This window comes from Janibacter sp. CoH_79_TC_3 (assembly GCF_058197955.1).
In genome coordinates, this window is record NZ_JBXWIV010000002.1 from 87,779 (window position 1) to 109,371 (window position 21,593).

Here is a 21,593-nt window from a genome sequence, read left to right on the forward strand (position 1 = left end):
TGCTCACTGCTGATTAATGGGTTGACTCATTTAACGACTGCCATCTCATCTAAGGCTAAGTTGACCGCCAATACATTCACGCGCGGTTCGCCGAGCAGATTGAATTGTCGCGTTTCTGTATGCTCATCGATGGTTGTTTGGACTTGTTCAGCGCTGATGCCACGTATACGCGCCACTCTGCTGACTTGCCATTCAGCTGCCGCTGGTGAGATGTGCGGGTCTAAACCACTGCCTGACATCGTGACCAAATCAAGAGGGATAGGCGCGGTGTTTTGTGGATCAGCGGCTTTTAGTCGTTGTACTTGTGCCTCGACAGCAGTCACTAATTCAGGATTCAAAGGTCCCAAATTACTCCCCGAAGATTGCGCGGCATCATAACCGTCTCCCGCTGCTGATGGGCGCGTCCATAGGTATTCTGGCTGATCAAAGCGCTGACCGATAAGCGCAGAGCCCACTAAGCTGCCATTGTGTACTACCAAGCTACCATTGGCTTTATCCGCCATGGTCACTTGGGCAACGCCGGTCATTAATAAGGGATAGCATAAACCTAAAATGAGTGCCAAGGCTATAAATAATGATAGCGCAGGTTTGAGCATGGGCATACGGGCAGTACTATTGTCCAATATAGAATTGTCCGATGCAGAAAGGTTGTTTTTATCCGCCTGGTGGTATTTAGAGTCAACAGGAACAGATTGTATAGCGTTGTTAGATTGCACAGAGTTATTAAGTAGCGTAGATTTATTCGGTTGCATAGTCGTCATCCGTATCGTTGGTTATACCAAGTGCAAGGCATTAATGAGCATGTCGATTACTTTGATACCGACAAAGGGAAGAATGAGTCCACCCAAGCCGTATATCAGCAAGTTGCGGCGCAATAGATTGATGGCAGAATCAGGTCTATAAGTCACGCCGCGCAGCGCCAGTGGAATGAGAAACACAATAATCAACGCATTAAAGATAATAGCCGATAAAATCGCGCTTTGAGGGCTGCCTAGTCGCATAATGTCCAATACCCCAAGCGCAGGGTAGGTGCTGGCAAAGGCGGCTGGAATAATGGCAAAGTACTTGGCGATATCGTTTGCTAAGCTAAATGTCGTCAGTGCGCCGCGAGTCATGAGCATCTGCTTGCCGGTTTGCACCACTTCAATCAGCTTGGTCGGATTTGAGTCCAAATCGACCATGTTGGCGGCTTCTTTAGCCGCTTGAGTACCACTATTCATAGCGACAGCCACATCTGCTTGCGCCAGTGCCGGTGCATCATTGGTGCCATCGCCGGTCATGGCGACTAGCTTACCTTGACGCTGATAGCTGCGTATTCTTTCAAGCTTTTGCTCAGGGGTTGCCTCCGCCATAAAATCATCGACGCCTGCTTCGGCAGCAATGGCCGCCGCTGTCAGAGGATTATCGCCCGTAATCATCACGGTGGTAATGCCCATCTTGCGCAGCTCGGCAAAGCGCTCTTTTATGCCGGATTTGACCACGTCTTTAAGCTCGATGACGCCGAGCAACTGCTGGCTATCGGCGACCAGTAGCGGTGTACTACCACGGCGCGCGACTTCCTCTACTTGTTGCTGTAGATTATTAGGTAAGATGCCGCCTTGTGCTTCTACCCATTTTACGATGGCATCAAACGCCCCCTTACGGATATGGCGCTGATCAATATCGGTGCCACTCATACGTGTTTGCGCGGTAAATTCGATGGTATCAAACGGCTTTGCTTTCCATGTATTTTCATCAATATCAAATCGGTTTTGGGCAAGCTTGACGATACTGCGACCTTCTGGCGTTTCATCGGTCAATGAGCTGATCAGCGCCACTTCCGCAAGCTGATTTTCTGTCACTCCGTTTGCGGGTATAAATTGTGACGCTTGTCGATTGCCATAGGTAATCGTGCCAGTCTTATCAAGTAGCAAAACATCAACGTCGCCTGCCGCTTCTACCGCGCGTCCAGAGGTCGCGATGACATTGGCCTGCATCATACGACTCATGCCCGCTACGCCAATCGCTGATAACAGACCGCCAATGGTCGTTGGTATCAAGCAGACCAACAGCGCCACTAAGACCACAATCGATATCGGCTCGCCATTGCCCGAAGACAGTACGGCAAACTGTGAAAAAGGCAATAAGGTCACACATACTAGTAAAAATATCAGCGTTAGCGCCACCAACAAAATGGTCAACGCTATCTCATTTGGCGTTTTAGTGCGTTTGGCGCCTTCTACCAAGGCAATCATACGATCCAAAAACCCTTGTCCGGGAGCTTGGGTGATACGTATCATTAACCAGTCAGATAACACCTTAGTGCCACCTGTCACCGCATTGAAATCGCCACCACTTTCACGAATAACGGGTGCAGACTCGCCGGTGATTGCAGATTCGTCAACGGAGGCTAAACCTTCTATGACTTCGCCGTCAGCAGGAATAATCTCGCCCGCATTGACCAGAACGATATCATCTTGCTTAAGCTCTGTTGCCTGAATCATAGTCGGCACAGAATGCCTGTCAGTGCCGGTAAGCCTGCGAGCTTGCACGTCTTGACGTGCCTGTTTTAGACTGGCGGCTTGGGCTTTGCTACGTCCTTCGGCTAACGCTTCTGCAAAGTTTGCAAATAGTAGGGTAAACCATAGCCAAAAGGTAATGGATAGGGTAAAAACAATGCCAGCTTGCCCTTGAATCAACATCGTAATGGCTAAGATACTGGTCAGTAGCGAGCCAATATAAACCACAAACATCACCGGATTGCGCCATTGCACTCTGGGATCAAGCTTAAGTAAAGCGTCTTTTAGGGCGGGCTTGATCAAAGCAGGGTCAAGGAGGCCTTGTGCTGGTTTTTCGGGTAAGTTTGCATGATTGGGGTCTTGCTGCGACGGCAAATTTGCAGCCTGTGTATTAGTGTCTGATAAAACGCTCATGTTTGTATTCCTCACGTAATCATAAAATGGGTCGATTCACTATTAGGTAGCGAGTCACGTTATTAGTAATAAATTAACTAACTAAATAACGACTCGTCTAATGCTTGCCTGTACTCAATCGGCTAGCCTCCCAACATCCAAATCTGCTCTATGATGGGTCCGAGCGCTAAAGCAGGGACAAAGGTCAGAGCACCAATCATCAGCACTGTGCCGACCAAAAGCCCGACAAATAATGGCGTGGTGGTTGGCAAGGTGCCACTATTAACCTCTAATCTGGGTTTTTTAGCCAACGATCCTGCTAAAGCCAGTACCGGAATGATGACCCCAAAGCGACCAACCAACATCGCCAGCCCAAGCATAGAGTTATAAAACACAGAGTTGGCACCCAAGCCTGCAAAGGCAGAGCCATTATTATTGGCCGCCGAGCTAAAGGCATAGAGCACTTCACTAAAACCATGAGCACCAGGATTGAAGATACCGGCTTGCCCACTGGTCGTCATCACACTGATAGCTGTGCCTACTAGCACCATCGTTGGCGCGGCCAATAAGCCCAAAACCACCATTTTCATCTCAAACGGTTCGATTTTTTTGCCAAGATATTCGGGAGTACGCCCAATCATCAGCCCCGATATAAATACCGCCAAGATGGCAAATAGCAGCATACCGTAGAGACCTGCGCCCACACCGCCGAAGACCACTTCGCCCAATTGCATTTGCAACATGGTGCTCAGTCCACCGAGGGGGGTAAATGAATCATGCATGGCGTTGACGGCACCGCACGAAGCGGCAGTGGTAATCGTGGCAAATAGTGAGGTGGCAACAATGCCAAAACGCACTTCTTTGCCCTCCATGTTGCCGCTCACACTGGCATCGGTAAGGCCTTGAACTTGTGACGCCAACCAAGGGTTGCCGGCAAGCTCGCTGCTGACGGTCAAAGAATACATCGCTATAAACAAGACCGTCATAGCACTTAAGATAGCGATACCTTGTTTGAGATTGCCGCTTATTTTGCCAAGACAAAAACAAAGCGACGTTGGGATAAGAAAGATAGCTAGCATTTGGATAAAGTTAGAAAAGGGCGTGGGATTCTCAAACGGGTGAGCAGAGTTGGCATTAAAAAAGCCACCGCCGTTGGTACCGAGCATCTTAATCGCTTCTTGCGAGGCAACAGGGCCCAAAGCAATCGTTTGCGATTCACCTTGTAAGGTCTGCACATCGGTATACATGGATAGCGTTTGTATCACGCCTTGGCTCATCAATAGCACCGCTATAATTGCCGCTATCGGCAGCAAAATATAAAGATTACAGCGCCATAAATCTATCCAAGCATTACCCAGATGCGCGCTCTTTTTAAATACCAGACCACGCATTAGAGCAAAAGCCACCACGATACCGGTTGCCGCTGATAAGAAGTTTTGCAACGACATACCCATCATTTGGGTCAGGTAGCTCATGCTACTTTCGCCGCCATAAGCCTGCCAATTGGTATTGGTGATAAAACTGATGGCGGTATTCATCGCCAAATCCCACGTGACGCCTGACATATTGGCAGGGTTTAGCGACAAGTGTCCTTGCACCAGTTGCAAAACAAATAACCCCAATAGTCCAATGAGGTTAAATAGCACAATGGCGCCAGCGTACTGCTTCCAATTCATACCAAAAGCAGGCTTGCCTTTGGTATCTTGACCGATCATACCCAGCGTCGTAAAAATACGGGATTCAAGCCGAGAAACAGGGGCTTGCATCCTTTGCAGCAGGTAACCTGATAAAAAATATCCTAAAGTAAATAGAACGATTAGATAAATAACCAGCTGTGATAGCGCATATATTGTCATTAAAATGCCTCCGGTTTAATCAGTACATATAACAAATAGATGAATAAACCGAAGGCTAGAAACCCTGCAAAAACTTCCATGACACTCTCCAAAAACGCACAATGAACCATGAATAATGAAGATCAGTGATGGTTAGACTGATCTTTTATTACTTCTTTATTGCTTACTTATTAATAGCAACAGTATGCCGAGAGGGGTATAAAAGTGTTGTCAAGATAACGCGGTGGGGTATAAAGAAAGTATAAAGATGGGGAGTGTTAAAACGTGAGAAGAGCAGAAAGCCTTAGTTTTTAAGGCATCGTTTAGATGTTTTTTAGAGTGCGGATATTGCTATAGGCTAGCAATATATTTGCCGGAAGTTGATATAGTGGCTTCACTTTAAAACAGATACAGTGCGACTGCGATGAATTTTTCGTAGCCTCTGTGATAAAGGTTATAGCTAGCACGCTTAGTACTAGCTATATAAATCATGACTGTTATTGACAATGTTCTGGACAATGTTATTAACTGAGCGCTTTTGTGATTTTTACCAACAGAATTCTTGCGGACAGCGTCTCTAACACAGTAAAGGTATAACCTTCGCTGCTGACGTGTTCATTCACTTGCGCGATGCCATCGAGTTTAAAATTGATATAACCACCGATGGTCAGCTGCTCGGCATCTGCTAAGAGGTTTGGCTCATTTAGCTCAAGGCGCAACTGATCCAAACTAATAGTACCTTCAGCTATCCAATGGTCTTCTTGTTTAAAAATCACTAACGTCTCATCTTCATCAGGGAATTCACCGGCAATCGCTTCAAATAAATCTAAAGGCGTCACCAGTCCTGCCACTTGACCATATTCATCGACTACGATTGCCAAGTTACCTTTGGCATTTTTGAGTAAATTGATAAGACGTAAATTATCAATGGTATCAGAGACAAAAACAGGCTGCTGCTTGCTGAATAATGGCGCTAGAGCCAGATGAATATCGTTAGATTGTTTGTCGAGTGCCGCTAAGATATCTTTGGCCCGTACGACGCCGAGCACCTTGTTTAACTGCCCTTGGCAAATAGGCAATAAGCTGTGCGGCGTGGATAATACTTGCTCGCGAATCTCGTCTAGACTGCCCTCGATATTGACCCAAGATATCTCTGAGCGCGGCGTCATAATGGTTTCAACATCACGTTCGCCAAGCGCGAGCACCCCACTAATCATGTAGCGCTCTTCTTCTGCAAAAGGGATAGTCTGTACTGAAATATCATCTTCTGTGAGAGATTCTTCCTGATGATTAGCGGTTTTGCCGCCCATCAGTCTTAAGATATTATCTGCGGTTCGGTCGCGGAGCGGAATGGCGCTTTCATATTTCGTACGGTTACGCTGCATGAATTGATTAAAGGCTTCAATAATAATAGAGAAACTAATGGCGGCATATAAGTAGCCTTTTGGAATGTGAAAGCCTAAGCCTTCAACGATTAAGCTAAAGCCAATCATAAGTAAGAAGCTTAAGCATAAGATAACGACAGTCGGGTGCTTACCGACAAATTCCGTTAAGGTTTTGGCTGCCAAAACCATCATCGCCATCGCCACAATAACCGCCGCCATCATCACTTCTAAATGCTTGACCATGCCGACTGCGGTGATAACCGCATCAAACGAGAATACGGCATCTAGGATAACGATTTGCGCAACGACCGCGGCAAAGCCTGCATAGACTTTGCTATTGTTATTGGTCTCAAGCTTGCCCTCTAAGCGTTCATGTAGCTCAAGCGTTGCTTTGAGTAATAAAAAGAATCCGCCGACAATTAAGATCAAATCTCTGACCGATAAATCAAACTGACCATAGCTGATCACAGGTTCAGTCAAAGTTATGAGCCATGACATAACGAATAATAGTCCTAAGCGCATAATGAGCGCGAGCCCAAGACCAAGATTGCGCGCTTTACTACGTTGGTGCGGGGGGAGCTTATTAGCGAGAATGGCAATGAAAACGAGATTATCAATGCCTAAAATAATCTCAAGACTAACCAGTGTGAAGAAACCAAGCCATATCGAAGGATCGCTTAGAAGCTCTATCATTGAATTGAATACTCTCTGTTAAAAAGGTTTAGGGGGAAGGTAATATCTTTACTATTGAATTAGAATAATGATTACTAGGGTTTAAGTGCCTATCTTATATTTAACGTCTCTAAGGTTAATAGATAACCCCACTGATATATCTCAAAGTTTCTTACAATAGTTTTGCTAAACGAAGATAAAGCGATTGTATAGAGATAAGACTGGAATGACACCATATTAATTTTGAACGATTATTGCACTGTAAATGAAAGATTATAAGTATTACCGACTTTATTCGTTGACAGCTTACTTACTGCTGTAACGACGTTTCATAAGAATTTTTGATTAAGCGCTTTAAAGCTAATAGCTGCTGAGTCGATAGCATAGTTCAGCTGGTTTTAGATAGCAGGCATAAAGCACTGCGTTAGCTCGTTCTATACTTAAAGTTTCTTAACATTAAAATCATCATAACTGGTTACGATTCTTTTAAAAAATTTTTAGGGGATGGCAAAAAAAAGGCGTATAAGTATTATCGTTACTCCTCTCATGGAATTAGGCTATGCATCCAGCCCTACCGTATCGGCTGTTGAATAAGTTCACGATTGTTATTGGCGCCATTGGCGTTGGGATTGCCTTAGTCGATAGTGGTTTTACGCTCACGACGTGGCTACAGCATATTTTTCATATTTTTTATTTGGCGATTATTCTATTGGGGTTTGTGGCCACGGTAGGGCGCTATATTCGCTCAAAGTCGCGATTGTCTGTTAACAAAGTCGCCGTTTTCGATTTGCTAGCCAGTGTCGCTATTTTTATATTATTGGCGGTGCATTTCTTTGAGCTGGCGCGCTCCGGATTATCAATGCCGGTAGATGGTTTTATTGCGATTAAGATTGCCGTTTTTGTCACCTTTATCCGTGAGATATCGGACAATAATTTCAGTCTTAATCGGACTTTTTTGAATCCGGGTCAATTTTTTATCTTAAGTTTTTTATCTGTGGTATTGGTCGGAGCCTTGCTGCTGATGATGCCTAATGCTACCACTGAGCCGATATCCTTTGTCGATGCGCTATTTACGGCCACCAGTGCGGTTTGTGTGACAGGGTTGATAGTCGTGGATACGGCGACCCGTTTTACCACGTTTGGCCAGCTGATTATCATCGGGCTGATTCAAATTGGTGGTTTGGGCATTTTGACCTTTGTGACCTACTTTAGTTACTTTTTTAAGGGCGGCGTCAGTTATGAGACGCAGCTTAGTATCAGTGAAATGAACATCTCACGACGGATGGGCGATATGGTCACTACCCTTAAGTCCATTTTATATGTGACTTTTGGGGTTGAGGCGCTTGCTGCTATTTTAATTTATATAAGTATCTATGATTTACCGGGGATGAGCTTTACACAAAGGCTGTTTTTCGCGATATTTCATGCCATCTCCGCTTTTTGTAATGCAGGGTTTTCTACCTTTAGTGCCGGCTTATACGATGAGTCACTGCGCTTTAACTATCCTTTACAGCTCATTATTAGCACCACTTTCTTATTTGGCGGTATGGGTTTTATTATTGTCGTCAATCTATTGCGCTATCTGCGTCACCGTGCCCAAAGGGCGATTTTTCAGAATGATCCACGTTATGGCTATCAGCCGTGGCTGCTGAGTATCAATAGCCGCATTACGTTAATTACCTCTGGCGCTTTATTGTTAATTGGTGTGATTGGGGTAATGCTGTTTGAATACAACGGCATACTTGCTGAGCATCAGAGTTTTTCCGCGAAGCTAATCACAGGGTTGTTTACAGCAGCCACACCGCGTACCGCAGGTTTTAATATTGCCGATATGGATGCGCTCGCATTTCCGACCATTATGCTGACGATTTTTTTGATGTGGATTGGTGCTTCACCAAACTCTACCGGCGGCGGTATAAAAACCAGCACCTTTGCCATTGCGGTGTTAAATACCTTGAGCTTAGCCCGTGGTCAGACCAAGGTTGAAGTGTTTCAGCGCGAGATTGCTGATATCTCTATTCGTCGGGCGTTTTCCATTATGTGGCTGTCGTTATTTGTCATTGGCATGGGTGTTACCCTTATCAGCTACGATCAGCCCGAGCTTGATTTGATTAAAGTGATTTTTGAATGCTTTTCTGCCTATAGTACGGTTGGTTTGAGTTTAAATTTAACCGCTGAGCTATCGACTTTTAATAAGCTTGTTGTCTCAGTGATTATGTTTGTTGGGCGGGTGGGGATGTTGACCATATTTGTCGCCTTACTTAAAAACAGATACCAGCGTAACTATCGTTATCCGACTGAAGAGATTACTATCAATTAACTTAAGGTTAATTAAAAAAATAACTTATAACTAGTTTTTTTAACTAAACAGGTATTAACTAAATACGTCGCAATTGCTGATTTTATGGTGGCATGAGTGACAAGGAATATTATGAAATACATCATTGCAGGTTTGGGCAGTTTTGGGTCTTCGTTAGGCATGGCGCTGACGAGCCAAGGTCATGAAGTCATCGCCATTGATAGCAGCATGCAAAAAGTTGAAGCGTATAAAGAAGCTATTACTCATACTATCTGCATGGATGCCACCGACGAATATACCGTCAATGGCTTGCCTATTATGGATACCGATATAGTGGTTGTAGCGATTGGGGAAAACGAAGGAGCCAATATTATGGCAACGGCGCTGTTTAAAACCCTAAAAGCCAAGCGTCTAATCAGCCGTAGTATCAACCCCTTACATGAAAAAGTACTACAAGCGATTGGGGTCGACGATATTTTTCATCCTGAAAAAGAATCGGCCATGCGCTGGGCAAAACGGCTATCATTGCGTTATTTCGTTGACTCTTTTGAATTAACTGACAACTTTAGTATTGTCGAGATTGCTATTCCTACTCCTTTAATTGGCAAACAAATAGCGACATTACAGCTAGAAAATAGGTTTAATATTAAGCTATTGAGTACCATGCACTATGAGCATTACCAAGACAGCTTTGGCCGTCAGCAGAGCAAACCTAGTATTCAGGGATTGGCCACACCAGAGCAAGTACTGCAAGAAAATGATGTATTGGTGGTTTATGGCGCTAACAAACATATCAATAATTTTTTACGTAGTGTAGGGGTTAAAGTACACTAATCGCTAGGGATAACGTTATGAATAAGTGCTGCATATCCGTGCTATGTCTTGCCAGTCTCATGCTGTTCAGCGGCTGTGATGAGTCGAAACAAAACCCAAATGTTATGTTTTCAGAGAAGCACCAAGACCCGATTCAAGAACTTGAGAAGCGGTCTAAAAAAGTCGATCACAGCCAGTTTGGTTATAAACAAACCTTTTATGTACCGATTTATTCAGATATCTATACCGATAGAGATAATCGTAAGGTTTTACTGTCAGCGACATTAAGCGTGCGCAACACCACTTTAAAAAAATCGCTCTATATTAATAAGATAGATTATTACAGTACCGATGGCGACCTAGTAAAATCATATTTAACAGAGACTATTGAGCTGCCCGCCATGGCGACGTTAAATTACATCGTCGAAAAAGAAGAGGATAAAGGGGGTTCTGGGGCAAAATTTATCATTGAAGTTGAAGGCATAGATGAAACCGTCAAGCCCATTATTGAGGCGGTGATGATTGGTAATTTTAGCAATAAAGGCTTTGCTTTTAGTACGCAGGGTACGCCAGTTTTGTAGTGATAGACTTGTACGCTTTATTAATATAGATAATCCAAATTTAGGAGAGTTGCTATGTTAAATTTTACCCAAGATTTATCTTTAGTAACTATTAAAACGGTACTACTTACCACTGTCTTGCTCGCTACGGCGCAACTAATAACAGGCTGTGACTCGCAGTCTTCACTTTCAGATAGTAACGTCACGGCGCAAACGGATGATGTACATAAAAGCAAGCCTGAAGATAATAAAACCCCTATAAATCCTACACCCATAAAATCCGCTACTGCGGATAGAGCACAGGCTAACGAAATAGCAGCGCCGTCTAATGATAAAACTGTCAATCCATCAGGCTACCAAAAGCTAAGTTTTGGACAAAGCATTACTCCTGAATTACTAAATAATTTAGGATTAATCAAGGAAGAAACTGACAACGAGCAGTGCTATTACGTCAATAATCCAGCACTGAGCTATATGGATAAAGAGTACGGTAAACGTGCCTCTGTGCTATATCAAATCATAAATAACAAAGTTGCTCTTATTGCTATTCAAGCTCCAAACATACCATTTTATACAGATATCTATGTTGGCGATTTAGTGTCAGAAGTCATGAAAGCGCATAATAACGAGCTGACTTATGAGGTCGATAAATATGCGCTTGATGGCGACTACTATAGCTTGATTGCTAACGTTAATTTTAAGGTGATAAAAGAGTCCCAACTCGGAGAGTCGTTAAAAACTGAAAATATTAAAATGAATAATAAAGAAGATGAGTTGCCCATACAAATTGAATATCATATCACGGGCGGTCAAAAGCTTGATGGCTATAAAATAAAGGCAACAGAGTGGACGGCAGACAGGCTAAGCTTATTAAGAGGTGAGGTAGAAACTATTGATATCGGTATACCAGAAGCAATCTATCTGGTCGAAGGTTGCTCTTAAGGCGTAAAGATAAACAGTGTGTAGCTTCAAGTTCATATTAGAAATAGGATAATCTTTCATCGATTATTATCTAAAAATTTGTCATCAAGTTGTCATGGAGTTTCAGTAGACTCAAGCGTAAATCGTATTTTGGTGGTTGTAACGATAAAGCCGTGATATTTTTTATGCCAATCCAGCCTAAAAGGTGACTGAACATGACCTCATTGAATAACAAGCAAACGCTAACGCACGAATTTGTTGAAGACTCTAACCCAACTGATAATATCGACTTTCAAACTATAATCAATCGCCGTATGAATCGCCGTATGAATCGCCGCAGTATTTTAAAAGGCGGCACAGGATTGACGGCGGCGGCGTTTTTTGGTGCATTACCTTTAGTTGGTTGTAGTGACGATGATGATAGCAGCTTGCCTGTTAATCCTAGCGACGATAACAGCGCTGCTATTCCCGCCCAAGGCGATTTAAAACGCCCCGAAACCTTAAAGTTTACAGCAGTGCCGCATTCAACGGCTGAGACGATGAGCGTAGCAGCAGGCTATAAAGCCGAGATGATATTACCACTAGGCACGCCGCTGATATCTGGTATCGAGGATTGGGAGGACAATCGTGAGCAATCCGCTGAGTCGTTTGAATGGCGTATGGGTGACAACCATGATGGTATGTGGTTCTTTGGCAAAAAGGGCAATACGTACGATGCCAAGGCCTCAGAAAATGGTCTGTTGGTGATGAACCACGAATATGTAAACAGTAGTGAGCTTAGCCCATTTGGTTACCATGTCATCCAAGATAATAGTGCCGCGCCAATTTTCCAAAACCGTCGCCTCGCGAGCGACGTGCGCCGCGAGGTCAACTGTCATGGAGTTGCTGTGGTTGAGATGAGCCGACGCGCTGACGGTATGGGTTATGAGATGGTGCCCAATTCGAAATACAATCGCCGTATCACCAGCAGTACGACTGCCCAATTAGCAGGCCCTGTTGCTGGCTCTGATTTGGTTAAGACCAAGTTTGATCCGACAGGATTTCAGACTCGCGGTATTAATAATAACTGCGGTGCTGGATTATCACCTTGGGGCACCTATCTGACTACCGAAGAGAATTTTTTAGGCGTATTTGCCCGTGGGCAAGATGCCCCTCAATTGAGTGCTGCACATAACTACGGTCGCGAGCGCTACGGGGCAACGGAGAATTTCCCTGGCTTTGAATATCTGTGGCATACACCTGACGCCAAAGATGCTGCCATCCCCGACGAGTTTTCACGTTGGGATATAACAGCCGTCGGTGCCAGTGCTGCCGATGACTACCGTCATGCCTTTAATACCTTTGGTTATATCACCGAAATCGACCCTTTTAACCAACACTCTGTACCTCAAAAACGTACCGCACTAGGTCGTTTTGCCCATGAAAATTGTGCCTATGCACCTGTTGAGCAAGGCAAACCTGTGGTCTTTTATATGGGCGATGATGCCCGCGGCGAATATATTTATAAGTTCGTTTCCAAAGCCACGTGGTCAAATGCGGATATCGGTGGTGGCTTAAAAGCGGGTGATAAATATATGAATGAGGGCACACTATATGTCGCGATATTCCATGAAAATGGTCGCGGTGAATGGAAAGCGCTGATCCATGGTAAAAATGGACTGGATACCTCTAATAGTATATTGCCGTTTCATGGACAAGATGAAGTTTTGGTTTTCGCCCGTGCCGCTGCCGATGTAGTCGGTGCAACCAAGATGGATCGACCCGAATGGGTGTCGGTCAGCCCCATAACTGGTGAGGTATATGTGACCTTGACCAATAACAAGTATCGCGGCGTAAGTGATGATCAACCGCTTTCAGCGTCCAACCCACGCAGCTATCAAGTCGGCGGCAAGGCGGCTGGTAATGATAATGGTCATATCATTCGCTGGGCAGAAACAGGCGGCGATCATGCGGCAACAAGTTTTGAATGGGATATTTATTTGTTTGCTTCGCCAAGTGATTTGTCAGCAGAGAACTTATCGCAGCTAAATGACAACAACGATTTATCATCGCCAGACGGACTGTATTTTGATCCACGTGGGGTGTTGTGGATTCAGACAGATGATGGTGCTTATACGGATACCAGCAGTTGTATGTTATTAGCGGCACTACCGGGAAAAGTCAGCGATGGCACCCTTAAAACCACTTCGGTAGGGCAACAAACCCGAGTAGGCATGCCTGCCAGTAATGACAATATCAAACGCTTTTTCGTCGGTCCTGAGGGCTGTGAGGTGACTGGTATTACGATGACGCCAGATTTCAAAACGTTGTTTATCAATATTCAGCATCCAGGCAATAGCTGGGGCGCCGTCGCCGGCGGCAGTACCCCACGCTCAGCGACGGTGATGATTACGCGAGAAGATGGCGATGTGATATTGGCTGAGTCCTTTGATGATGCTATTAATAACACTTAAAACTACTAGCACTTAATAACCTTCCTAATCGTTAACGAAAAAATCAATATGCTTGATGTTCTTTTCTGCGTTTATAGAGAATAAGAATGCAAGTATATTGGTTGTTTTTTTAAAGACAGTTTTGATGAGGAGGGGTTATAAGTTAAATTCTTGCCCTGCTTAAGTATGCCATTGGCCTTGAACCATAATACCTGCGATAGGATTTAATCCCATTTGATAAGCAAGATCAGCAGGGCGGGTGATATCCCATAATGCCAAATCAGCATCGTAACCCACTTCTATTTTGCCTTTTTGGACAAGACCTAATGCTTGTGCCGCATGAACGGTTGCCCCAGCCAATACTTCTTCAGGGGTTAAATAAAATAGTGTACAGCCCATATTCATTGCTAATAATAGCGACGTGAGCGGTGAGGTGCCAGGATTACAATCGGTTGAAATCGCCATAGGCACTTGATGTTTACGCAATGCTTCAATCGGTGGCAACTTGGTATCGCGCAGCGTATAAAACGCGCCCGGTAATAGTACGGCAACGGTGTTGCTTGCTGCCATTTTTTTGATATCGTCTTCTACTAAATGTTCAAGATGATCGCTTGATAATCCTTTATATTCTGCTACCAAAGCGCTAGCACCGATATTTGATAGCTGCTCAGAATGCAGTTTTACCGGTAAGTCTAACGAGCGCGCAACTTCAAAGACTTGTTTGATTTGCTCAGTACTAAAAGCAATGTTTTCACAAAAGCCATCGACGGCATCGACCAAACCTTCCGCATGTAAAATCGGTAGCCATGCACAGACCTGCTCGATATAGTCGCTAGCACGGTCTTTATATTCAGGTGGCAAGGCATGAGCGGCTAAATAAGTGGTGCTGACATGAATGTCATGTTTTTCACCAAGCTTGCGCGCGACTATGAGCATTTTACGTTCAGTATCTAAATCTAAGCCATAGCCCGACTTAATCTCGATAGTGGTTACGCCTTCTTTAATAAGAGCAAGCAGGCGTTTCTCACTTTGTGCAAATAACTCATCGCTACTGGCACTACGAGTGGAACGAACCGTTGAGACAATACCGCCACCTTGAGCGGCGATATCTTGATAGTTGGCACCGTGTAGACGCGCTTCAAACTCATTGCTGCGATTGCCGCCATAGACGATATGAGTATGACAGTCGATCAATCCAGGCGTTACCCAATGACCATCAGCGTCTGTGATTTGTTGGTTTTGATAATGCGTGAGATGGGGTTTTATTTGCGTATGCGCCCCAATCCATGCAATTTTTCCGCCCTTAATACCAATAGCAGCATTTTCTAATTGACCATAAGGTGTATTGGTGTTTTGACTGTCGTTTTGGTTGTCATTATTAATATTAAACCCATATTGCGCTGAAAAGGTTGCGAGATTGGCATTGATAATGATGTGGTCAAAGTCTATCAAGCTATCCATAGCGTCTGTATTATTGATAGAGTCGTCGTCAATTATCTGTTTGCTAGAGTTGTTCATAATAAGCTCCTGCTTAATGATGATTATCAGGTAAATATATCAAATTCATTTTTAAAGTTTGATTTATCATCCTTTATCTATAAGTTCAGTAAATGCTGTTCTACAATAGTCGCTAATAGTCTTGCCGCAACTTTGCAGCTACGCGAATCAATATCAAAGGTTGGGTTAATCTCAGCAATATCCGCTACTTTTACCTTGCTAGAAGACAAAATAAGTTTGACCGCGCGCTCAACGAAACTGAGTTCAATACCATAGGCGGCTGGCGCACTAACACCCGGAACAACACTCGATGGCAAGCAGTCCATATCAATGGTTAAATAAACAATATCAACGTTATCGATGAAACTTGTTATTTGAGTAGCAATTTTTTTCCATTTCTTATTGGTACAATCTTCATCACTGATGATATGTACACCTAATTGCTCAGCACGATCAAAGAGTGCTGCAGTGTTAGAAAACCGGCTAACACCGATACAGCAATAGTTAAATGGCTGACCTTGCTCATTAAGGTGTTCGGCAATTTGTCGAAATGGCGTACCCGAGGTGGCAACATTAGACTGACGGATATCAAGGTGAGCATCAAAGTTGATAATGCCAATACGCGGCTGTGAGTCTTTATCCTTGGTAGCATTTTTTTGCTGTAATGCTTGCCATAATCCTAAAAAGCTACCGTAAGCGATGGCATGACCACCGCCAAGACCAATGGGTAAGCCGCCTTGCTCGATAATCTGACTCACTGTATTGGCGTACTTTACTTGTGCTTGTTCTAAAGTATTCTCAGCAAAATCATCATGATCATGGCAATGAATATCGCCAGCGTCACCTAATAAGGTTGCCAGTTGATTATCAAAGCGCTGTTGTAGCTCAGCGATGACTGGTAGCGCAGCAAATGCCTGACGAATAAATGGCGGTGCTGCTCTTGCGCCGACACGTCCTTGATTACGTCTGACACCTTGGTCACAAGCGAAACCGACTAGCCCAATATGCTGTCCTACCCTTGGTATAGCATCATCAAACGCATAAGGCTGCGCTAGTTGATACCAGTAGCAGGCGCGATCAGATTCAAACGGCTCTGCACGTCCTGTCCATCGACTCATATCAGCTGCCGTATAGCTCACGGCTTCTGTATGAGTAAGCGTAATCGCTGCTTCATTTGTCAAAGATGTCATTGCCAGCTTCCTTTTTAAATCCGTCTTTATGCGATCAGCTTTTATCAATTAGCCTTTATTTAGAATCATACCAATTACTACGCAATGACTGCCAATGTTCAGCAAGCGTGCCAGCTAATACTAACTGCTTTGCCGCTTCGATATCAGGCGCTAGGTAGCGGTCTTTATCATAAAAGGTCACTTGCTCACGCAATTTCTGATGCGCAGTCGTCAATGGCTCTGAGGTATCTAATCCGCGATGGAAGTCGATTCCTTGACCGGCAGCTAATAACTCAATACCGATAATAGTGGCAGTGTTTTGTGCCATTTCATACAAGCGTCGTGCGCAATACGTTGCCATCGACACATGGTCTTCTTGGTTGGCAGAAGTTGGAATGCTATCGACACTACCAGGATGGGCGATAGATTTATTCTCTGAGGCAAGCGCTGCTGCGGTGACATGAGCAATCATAAAGCCTGAATTTAACCCTGCATTGTCAACTAAGAATGGGGGTAAGCCACCTGATAAAGTAGCATCGATTAGCAAAGCGATGCGGCGCTCAGACATAGAACCAATCTCAGCAATTGCCAAGGCTAAAATATCAGCAGCAAAAGCCACTGGCTCAGCATGGAAGTTACCGCCTGAGATAGCTACTGGACCGTCTTCATTGTTAAAGATAAGTGGGTTATCCGTGACGGCATTCGATTCAATCAATAGCGTCTTGCCTGCTTGATTGATGATATCAAGGCAAGCACCCATCACTTGTGGCTGGCAACGCAGGCAGTAAGGATCTTGTACTCTATCATCTTGCTCGCCATCATGTGAGGCGCGAATGGCACTCCCTTTAATCAGCTGACGGTGCGCTTGAGCAATTTCGATTTGACCATGATGACCACGTACTTCGTGGATACGCGCATCAAATGGCGCATCTGAGCCTTTAGCAGCATCTATAGATAGTGAGCCGACGATAGTTGCGGTTTCAAGCAAATCACGTGCTAAGAAATAACCACGCAATGCTAGCGCGGTTGATACTTGAGTGCCATTGATAAGTGCCAGACCTTCTTTTGCTGCTAGGGTGATGGGCTCAAGACCATGCTGCGCTAATGCATCAGCGGCGGGTACTTTTTTACCAGCGACATAGACGTCGCCTTCGCCCATCATTGCCAATGTCATATGCGATAAAGGTGCGAGGTCACCAGAAGCACCTACTGAGCCTTTGGCAGGAATATTTGGGGTAATTTGGTTGTTGATTAAGCCCAGTAAGCTATCAACCACGGCACGGCGTACGCCAGAGAAGCCTTGAGCCAAACTGGCAACTTTCATGACCATAATCAATCGAACCACGTTGGCGGGTAATGCTTCACCAGTACCAACCGAATGAGAGACGATAAGGTTACGCTGTAGTAATTCTAATTGATCATCGCTGATACGAGTTTTTGCCAATAGACCAAAACCGGTATTGATACCATAAGCGCTCTTATCACGCGCAATGATGGTGCGTACATCTTCGTGTGAGGCATCTATCGCTTCATAAGCGCTGTCAGGTAGCGTCAATACAACAGGTTGCTCGTAAATATCGCGCAGCATCGCAAAGCTTAATTGACGTGGCTGTAGTATTATTTTTTTGATATCAGTCATAAGGGTAATCCTAACTTTAGGTGCTATATTAATTATATTATTGGTTGTCTATACACTATATATAGTGATGTTATTTGAGTTTTCTTAACTTATCCAGCCAAGAGACATCGCTAAATGTCCAAAGGCAGCTGCTAATAAGATACTAAGTGCCACGCGCTGGAACCAAACGATGACCATTTTGCCAACAGAGATAGGAATCTCGGTTGCTAGTACACAAGGAATCATGGCAGAAAAGAACAGCACGCTACTAATAGAGATGACACCGGCGACATAACGGGTCAACATATCCGCTTCACTGAGCAATAAGGCAGGTAAGAACATCTCAGCCAATCCAGCTGACATTCCCTTAGCAGCGACGAGCGGTTCTGGCAAACCGCCTAACCAAGTAAAGGGATAGAGCAGCAGCCCTAGAGCGTCAAATACCGGCGTGTACTTGGCTAGTAATAAACCAGTAAGTCCAACGGCGATGATAGAAGGCACAATAGCCGCTGCCATCGTCAAACCATCGCGAAAATTAGACCATAGAATTTGTTTAAAATCCGATGCACGGCGTGAGGTGGATAAACCCAGCTCATACGCCGCTTTTAGACGCGTGCCTCTTTTGTAGTCTAAATTTGGACGGTCCAGCTCATTATCAAACCGGCTAATCGGTGGAATACGGGCAGTAATAGCGGTGACAATAAAAGTAATCACCAACGTTGACCAAAAAAACAGATTCCAAAATTCCATCAGCCCCAGTGTTTTGGCAACAATTACCATAAACGCTGCCGATACTGTAGAGAAGCCAGTAGCGATAATGATAGCTTCACGCGCAGAATATTGCTTTTGTAGATAAACGCGGTTGGTAATTAATAGCCCAATTGAATAGCTACCAACAAAAGAAGCAACCGCATCAATGGCTGATGCGCCAGGTGTTCTCCAGATAGGCTTCATAATCGGTTGCATCAGCACACCAACCATCTCAAGCAAGCCAAAACCGACTAAAAATGCCAGAATCAATGCTCCAAGCGGGACAATCATGCCAACCGGTAGCGCCAGTTTTTCAAACAGAAACGGCAGCATATCCTTTTCCATCATAAAGGCGGGCGCGTTACCACTGATATACATCACTGCTAATATCAGTCCCAGCACTTTAAAAACGGTTAGGATTTTGTGGGTGATATTTTTGCGCCATGAGCCATCGATAAATGGCTTACTTACGCCAAATATCATCAGCATAAACAGTAAAATAACAGATAAAGTATGTTGCTGATTGACGAGATAAGTTGCGCCGTGATCGAACAAAATCGTGCTTTTTTCACCAATGGTGAAAGGAACAAAAAACATCACCAGACCAATGGCACTAAATACAATAAGCTGTATCAGCGCCATAGGCTTTGATAGCAACTTTTCAGGCGGCGTCATATCAGGTGTTGGAATGCTTAGTAGTATGTCAGGTACTGGACTAGCTGGTGGCATAAGATCTTGGTTAGACATATTATCATCCTTGATAAAGTATTGATGATGTCCTTATGTCGACTGATATCGTTTAAGGACAAGGGCAAGTTATTTAATCATCGGTAGCTTTAAGCCATAATCTCTGGCAGTTTTAATCGCCAGCTCGTAGCCTGCATCTGCATGACGCATAACGCCAGAACCACAATCATTGACTAATACCCTTGCCAAGCGTTTGGCTGCCGCATCAGTACCATCAGCGACGATGACCATGCCAGAATGCTGCGAGTACCCCATACCTACGCCACCGCCATGATGCAAGGATACCCAAGTGGCACCGCCTGCGACATTTAGCATACCGTTCAATAATGCCCAATCTGACACCGCATCTGAGCCATCTTTCATACTTTCTGTTTCGCGGTTTGGGCTGGCAACAGAACCGGTATCCAAGTGGTCACGACCGATGACAATAGGACCTTTAAGCTCGCCATTTTTGACCATCTCATTAAAAGCAAGACCTGCTTTATCACGCTCACCAAGACCTAACCAGCAGATACGTGCCGGTAGACCTTGGAACTGAATGCGTTCTTTTGCCATATCAAGCCAGCGATGAATGTGCTGGTTTTCAGGGAACAGCTCTTTGATTTTTTGATCAGTTTTATAAATATCTTCTGGATCCCCTGATAATGCGACCCAGCGGAAGGGACCTTTACCTTGACAAAACAGCGGACGAATATATGCAGGGACAAAACCTGGGAAATTAAAGGCATCTTTAACCCCTTCATCAAAAGCAACTTGACGAATGTTATTGCCATAATCGGTTGTTGGGATACCCATGGCTTGTAGATCTAGCATCGCCTGTACGTGTACGGCACAAGACTGAGCAGCGGCTTTGGTTAAGGCAGCGTGTTGCTCTGGGTCTTCTTGTGCGGCTTTCCATGCTTCAACCGTCCAGCCACTTGGTAGATAGCCGTTAATCAAATCATGTGCTGAGGTTTGGTCAGTGACCAAATCGGGTTTGATTTCACCTGCATTGGCGCGCTTGACCATCTCAGGCAAGATATCGGCGGCATTGCCAAGTAGGGCGATAGAAACCGCTTCACCAGCTGCGGTATGTTGCTTGATGAGTTCATAAGCATGGTCTAAATCATCAGCTTGTTTATCGACGTAGCCGGTACGCAAGCGGAAATCAATACTAGATTGCTGACATTCTATGTTTAAAGAGGTCGCGCCGGCAAAGGTAGCCGCTAGTGGCTGCGCGCCACCCATACCACCAAGACCAGCAGTCAAAATCCAACGTCCTGCCCAGCTGCCATCATAATGCTGACGACCGGCTTCAACGAAGGTTTCATAAGTCCCTTGAACGATGCCTTGGGTACCGATATAGATCCAACTACCCGCAGTCATCTGACCGTACATAAATAAGTCTTTACGATCTAGCTCATTGAAATGCTCCCACGTTGCCCAGCGCGGTACAAGGTTAGAGTTGGCAATCAATACGCGCGGCGCATTTTCATGAGTTTGAAAGACGCCAACAGGCTTACCAGATTGCACTAACAATGTCTCATCGTCTTCTAATTCTTTGAGTGACTCTAGGATTTGATCATAGCTTTCCCAGTTACGGGCTGCGCGTCCAATCCCACCATAGACGACCAAGCTTTTTGGGTTTTCAGCCACATCAGGATGCAGGTTGTTCTGCAGCATGCGATAAGGGGCTTCGGTCAGCCAGCTTTTACAATGTAGTGTGCTGCCAGTTGGCGCGGCGATATTGCGACTCTCATCACGGCGAGTATATGCAGGGGTTTTGTTCAATCCATTATCAGTAGTCATGCTCATATCCTTTTGATTATCTGTACAGCTTGCTAATGTTATGTTGTTGGTAGTATTATTTGGTGTAAACAATAAGTTGTATATACAAATTATCAAAGATTATTTTTTCATGCAAGCATTTTTTTATAAGTCGTCGAATTATTTAGGCGGTTGATGGGTTGAAAAGGCTATCTCATGGTGATTATGATAATGGTCGTGATATTATGTCAGCACTTT

General features: G+C 44.6%; 15 protein-coding genes. 5 read left to right on the plus strand and 10 right to left on the minus strand.

From position 1 onward, the window contains the following. Positions 1–26: 26 nt before the first annotated feature. From kdpC to AC2FA3_RS02550, 5 genes are all read right to left on the minus strand, one after another. Positions 27–752, minus strand: a complete 726-nt coding sequence (gene kdpC / locus AC2FA3_RS02530) for a potassium-transporting ATPase subunit KdpC (RefSeq protein ID WP_490508162.1) — start codon at positions 750–752, stop codon at positions 27–29. Between the two features lie 21 nt (positions 753–773). Beyond that, positions 774–2,912 carry a potassium-transporting ATPase subunit KdpB gene (gene kdpB, locus AC2FA3_RS02535; protein ID WP_490508163.1) on the minus strand — a complete coding sequence of 713 codons (2,139 nt, stop codon included), beginning with the start codon at positions 2,910–2,912 and terminating at the stop codon, positions 774–776. 122 nt (positions 2,913–3,034) lie between these two features. Then, on the minus strand, positions 3,035–4,747 hold the full coding sequence (gene kdpA / locus AC2FA3_RS02540; protein ID WP_490508164.1) for a potassium-transporting ATPase subunit KdpA: 1,713 nt from the start codon (positions 4,745–4,747) through the stop codon (positions 3,035–3,037). Beyond that, positions 4,747–4,857 carry a K(+)-transporting ATPase subunit F gene (gene kdpF / locus AC2FA3_RS02545; protein WP_081501593.1) on the minus strand — a complete coding sequence of 37 codons (111 nt, stop codon included), beginning with the start codon at positions 4,855–4,857 and terminating at the stop codon, positions 4,747–4,749. Before kdpF ends, kdpA begins: the two co-directional genes overlap by 1 nt. Before the next feature lie 393 nt (positions 4,858–5,250). Further along, a complete protein-coding gene (locus AC2FA3_RS02550) occupies positions 5,251–6,804 on the minus strand; it encodes a TerC family protein (protein ID WP_490508165.1) in 1,554 nt (517 codons plus the stop codon). Between the two features lie 538 nt (positions 6,805–7,342). Here AC2FA3_RS02550 and AC2FA3_RS02555 point away from each other — a divergent pair. The 5 genes from AC2FA3_RS02555 to AC2FA3_RS02575 all read left to right on the plus strand — a co-directional run bounded on the left by AC2FA3_RS02555 (position 7,343) and on the right by AC2FA3_RS02575 (position 13,829). Next, entirely contained in the window at positions 7,343–9,103 is a 1,761-nt protein-coding gene (locus tag AC2FA3_RS02555) for a TrkH family potassium uptake protein (protein WP_490508166.1), read from the plus strand. Between the two features lie 111 nt (positions 9,104–9,214). After that, positions 9,215–9,916, plus strand: a complete 702-nt coding sequence (locus AC2FA3_RS02560; RefSeq protein WP_201542955.1) for a potassium channel family protein — start codon at positions 9,215–9,217, stop codon at positions 9,914–9,916. Positions 9,917–9,933: 17 nt separating this feature from the next. Further along, positions 9,934–10,476 carry a DUF3124 domain-containing protein gene (locus AC2FA3_RS02565; RefSeq protein WP_490508167.1) on the plus strand — a complete coding sequence of 181 codons (543 nt, stop codon included), beginning with the start codon at positions 9,934–9,936 and terminating at the stop codon, positions 10,474–10,476. A 54-nt stretch (positions 10,477–10,530) separates the two neighbouring features. Then, positions 10,531–11,397, plus strand: coding sequence for a hypothetical protein (locus AC2FA3_RS02570; protein WP_490508168.1), 867 nt, complete (start codon positions 10,531–10,533; stop codon positions 11,395–11,397). 194 nt (positions 11,398–11,591) lie between these two features. Further along, on the plus strand, positions 11,592–13,829 hold the full coding sequence (locus AC2FA3_RS02575; protein WP_490508169.1) for a PhoX family protein: 2,238 nt from the start codon (positions 11,592–11,594) through the stop codon (positions 13,827–13,829). Positions 13,830–13,988: 159 nt separating this feature from the next. On the opposite strand, the gene hutI is transcribed toward AC2FA3_RS02575, so the two are convergent. The 5 genes from hutI to hutU all read right to left on the minus strand — a co-directional run bounded on the left by hutI (position 13,989) and on the right by hutU (position 21,383). Next, positions 13,989–15,326 (minus strand): imidazolonepropionase, encoded by a 1,338-nt coding sequence (hutI, locus tag AC2FA3_RS02580; RefSeq protein ID WP_490508170.1) that lies wholly within the window; start codon positions 15,324–15,326, stop codon positions 13,989–13,991. A gap of 77 nt (positions 15,327–15,403) precedes the next feature. Next, on the minus strand, positions 15,404–16,495 hold the full coding sequence (gene hutG, locus AC2FA3_RS02585) for a formimidoylglutamase (protein WP_490508171.1): 1,092 nt from the start codon (positions 16,493–16,495) through the stop codon (positions 15,404–15,406). 55 nt (positions 16,496–16,550) lie between these two features. After that, the gene (gene hutH, locus AC2FA3_RS02590) at positions 16,551–18,113 is read right to left on the minus strand and encodes a histidine ammonia-lyase (RefSeq protein WP_490508172.1); all 1,563 of its coding nucleotides are present in this window, start codon (positions 18,111–18,113) and stop codon (positions 16,551–16,553) included. A gap of 84 nt (positions 18,114–18,197) precedes the next feature. Continuing rightward, positions 18,198–19,589 (minus strand): YjiH family protein, encoded by a 1,392-nt coding sequence (locus AC2FA3_RS02595; RefSeq protein ID WP_490508173.1) that lies wholly within the window; start codon positions 19,587–19,589, stop codon positions 18,198–18,200. 69 nt (positions 19,590–19,658) lie between these two features. Further along, the gene (gene hutU, locus AC2FA3_RS02600; RefSeq protein ID WP_490508174.1) at positions 19,659–21,383 is read right to left on the minus strand and encodes a urocanate hydratase; all 1,725 of its coding nucleotides are present in this window, start codon (positions 21,381–21,383) and stop codon (positions 19,659–19,661) included. Positions 21,384–21,593: the final 210 nt, after the last annotated feature.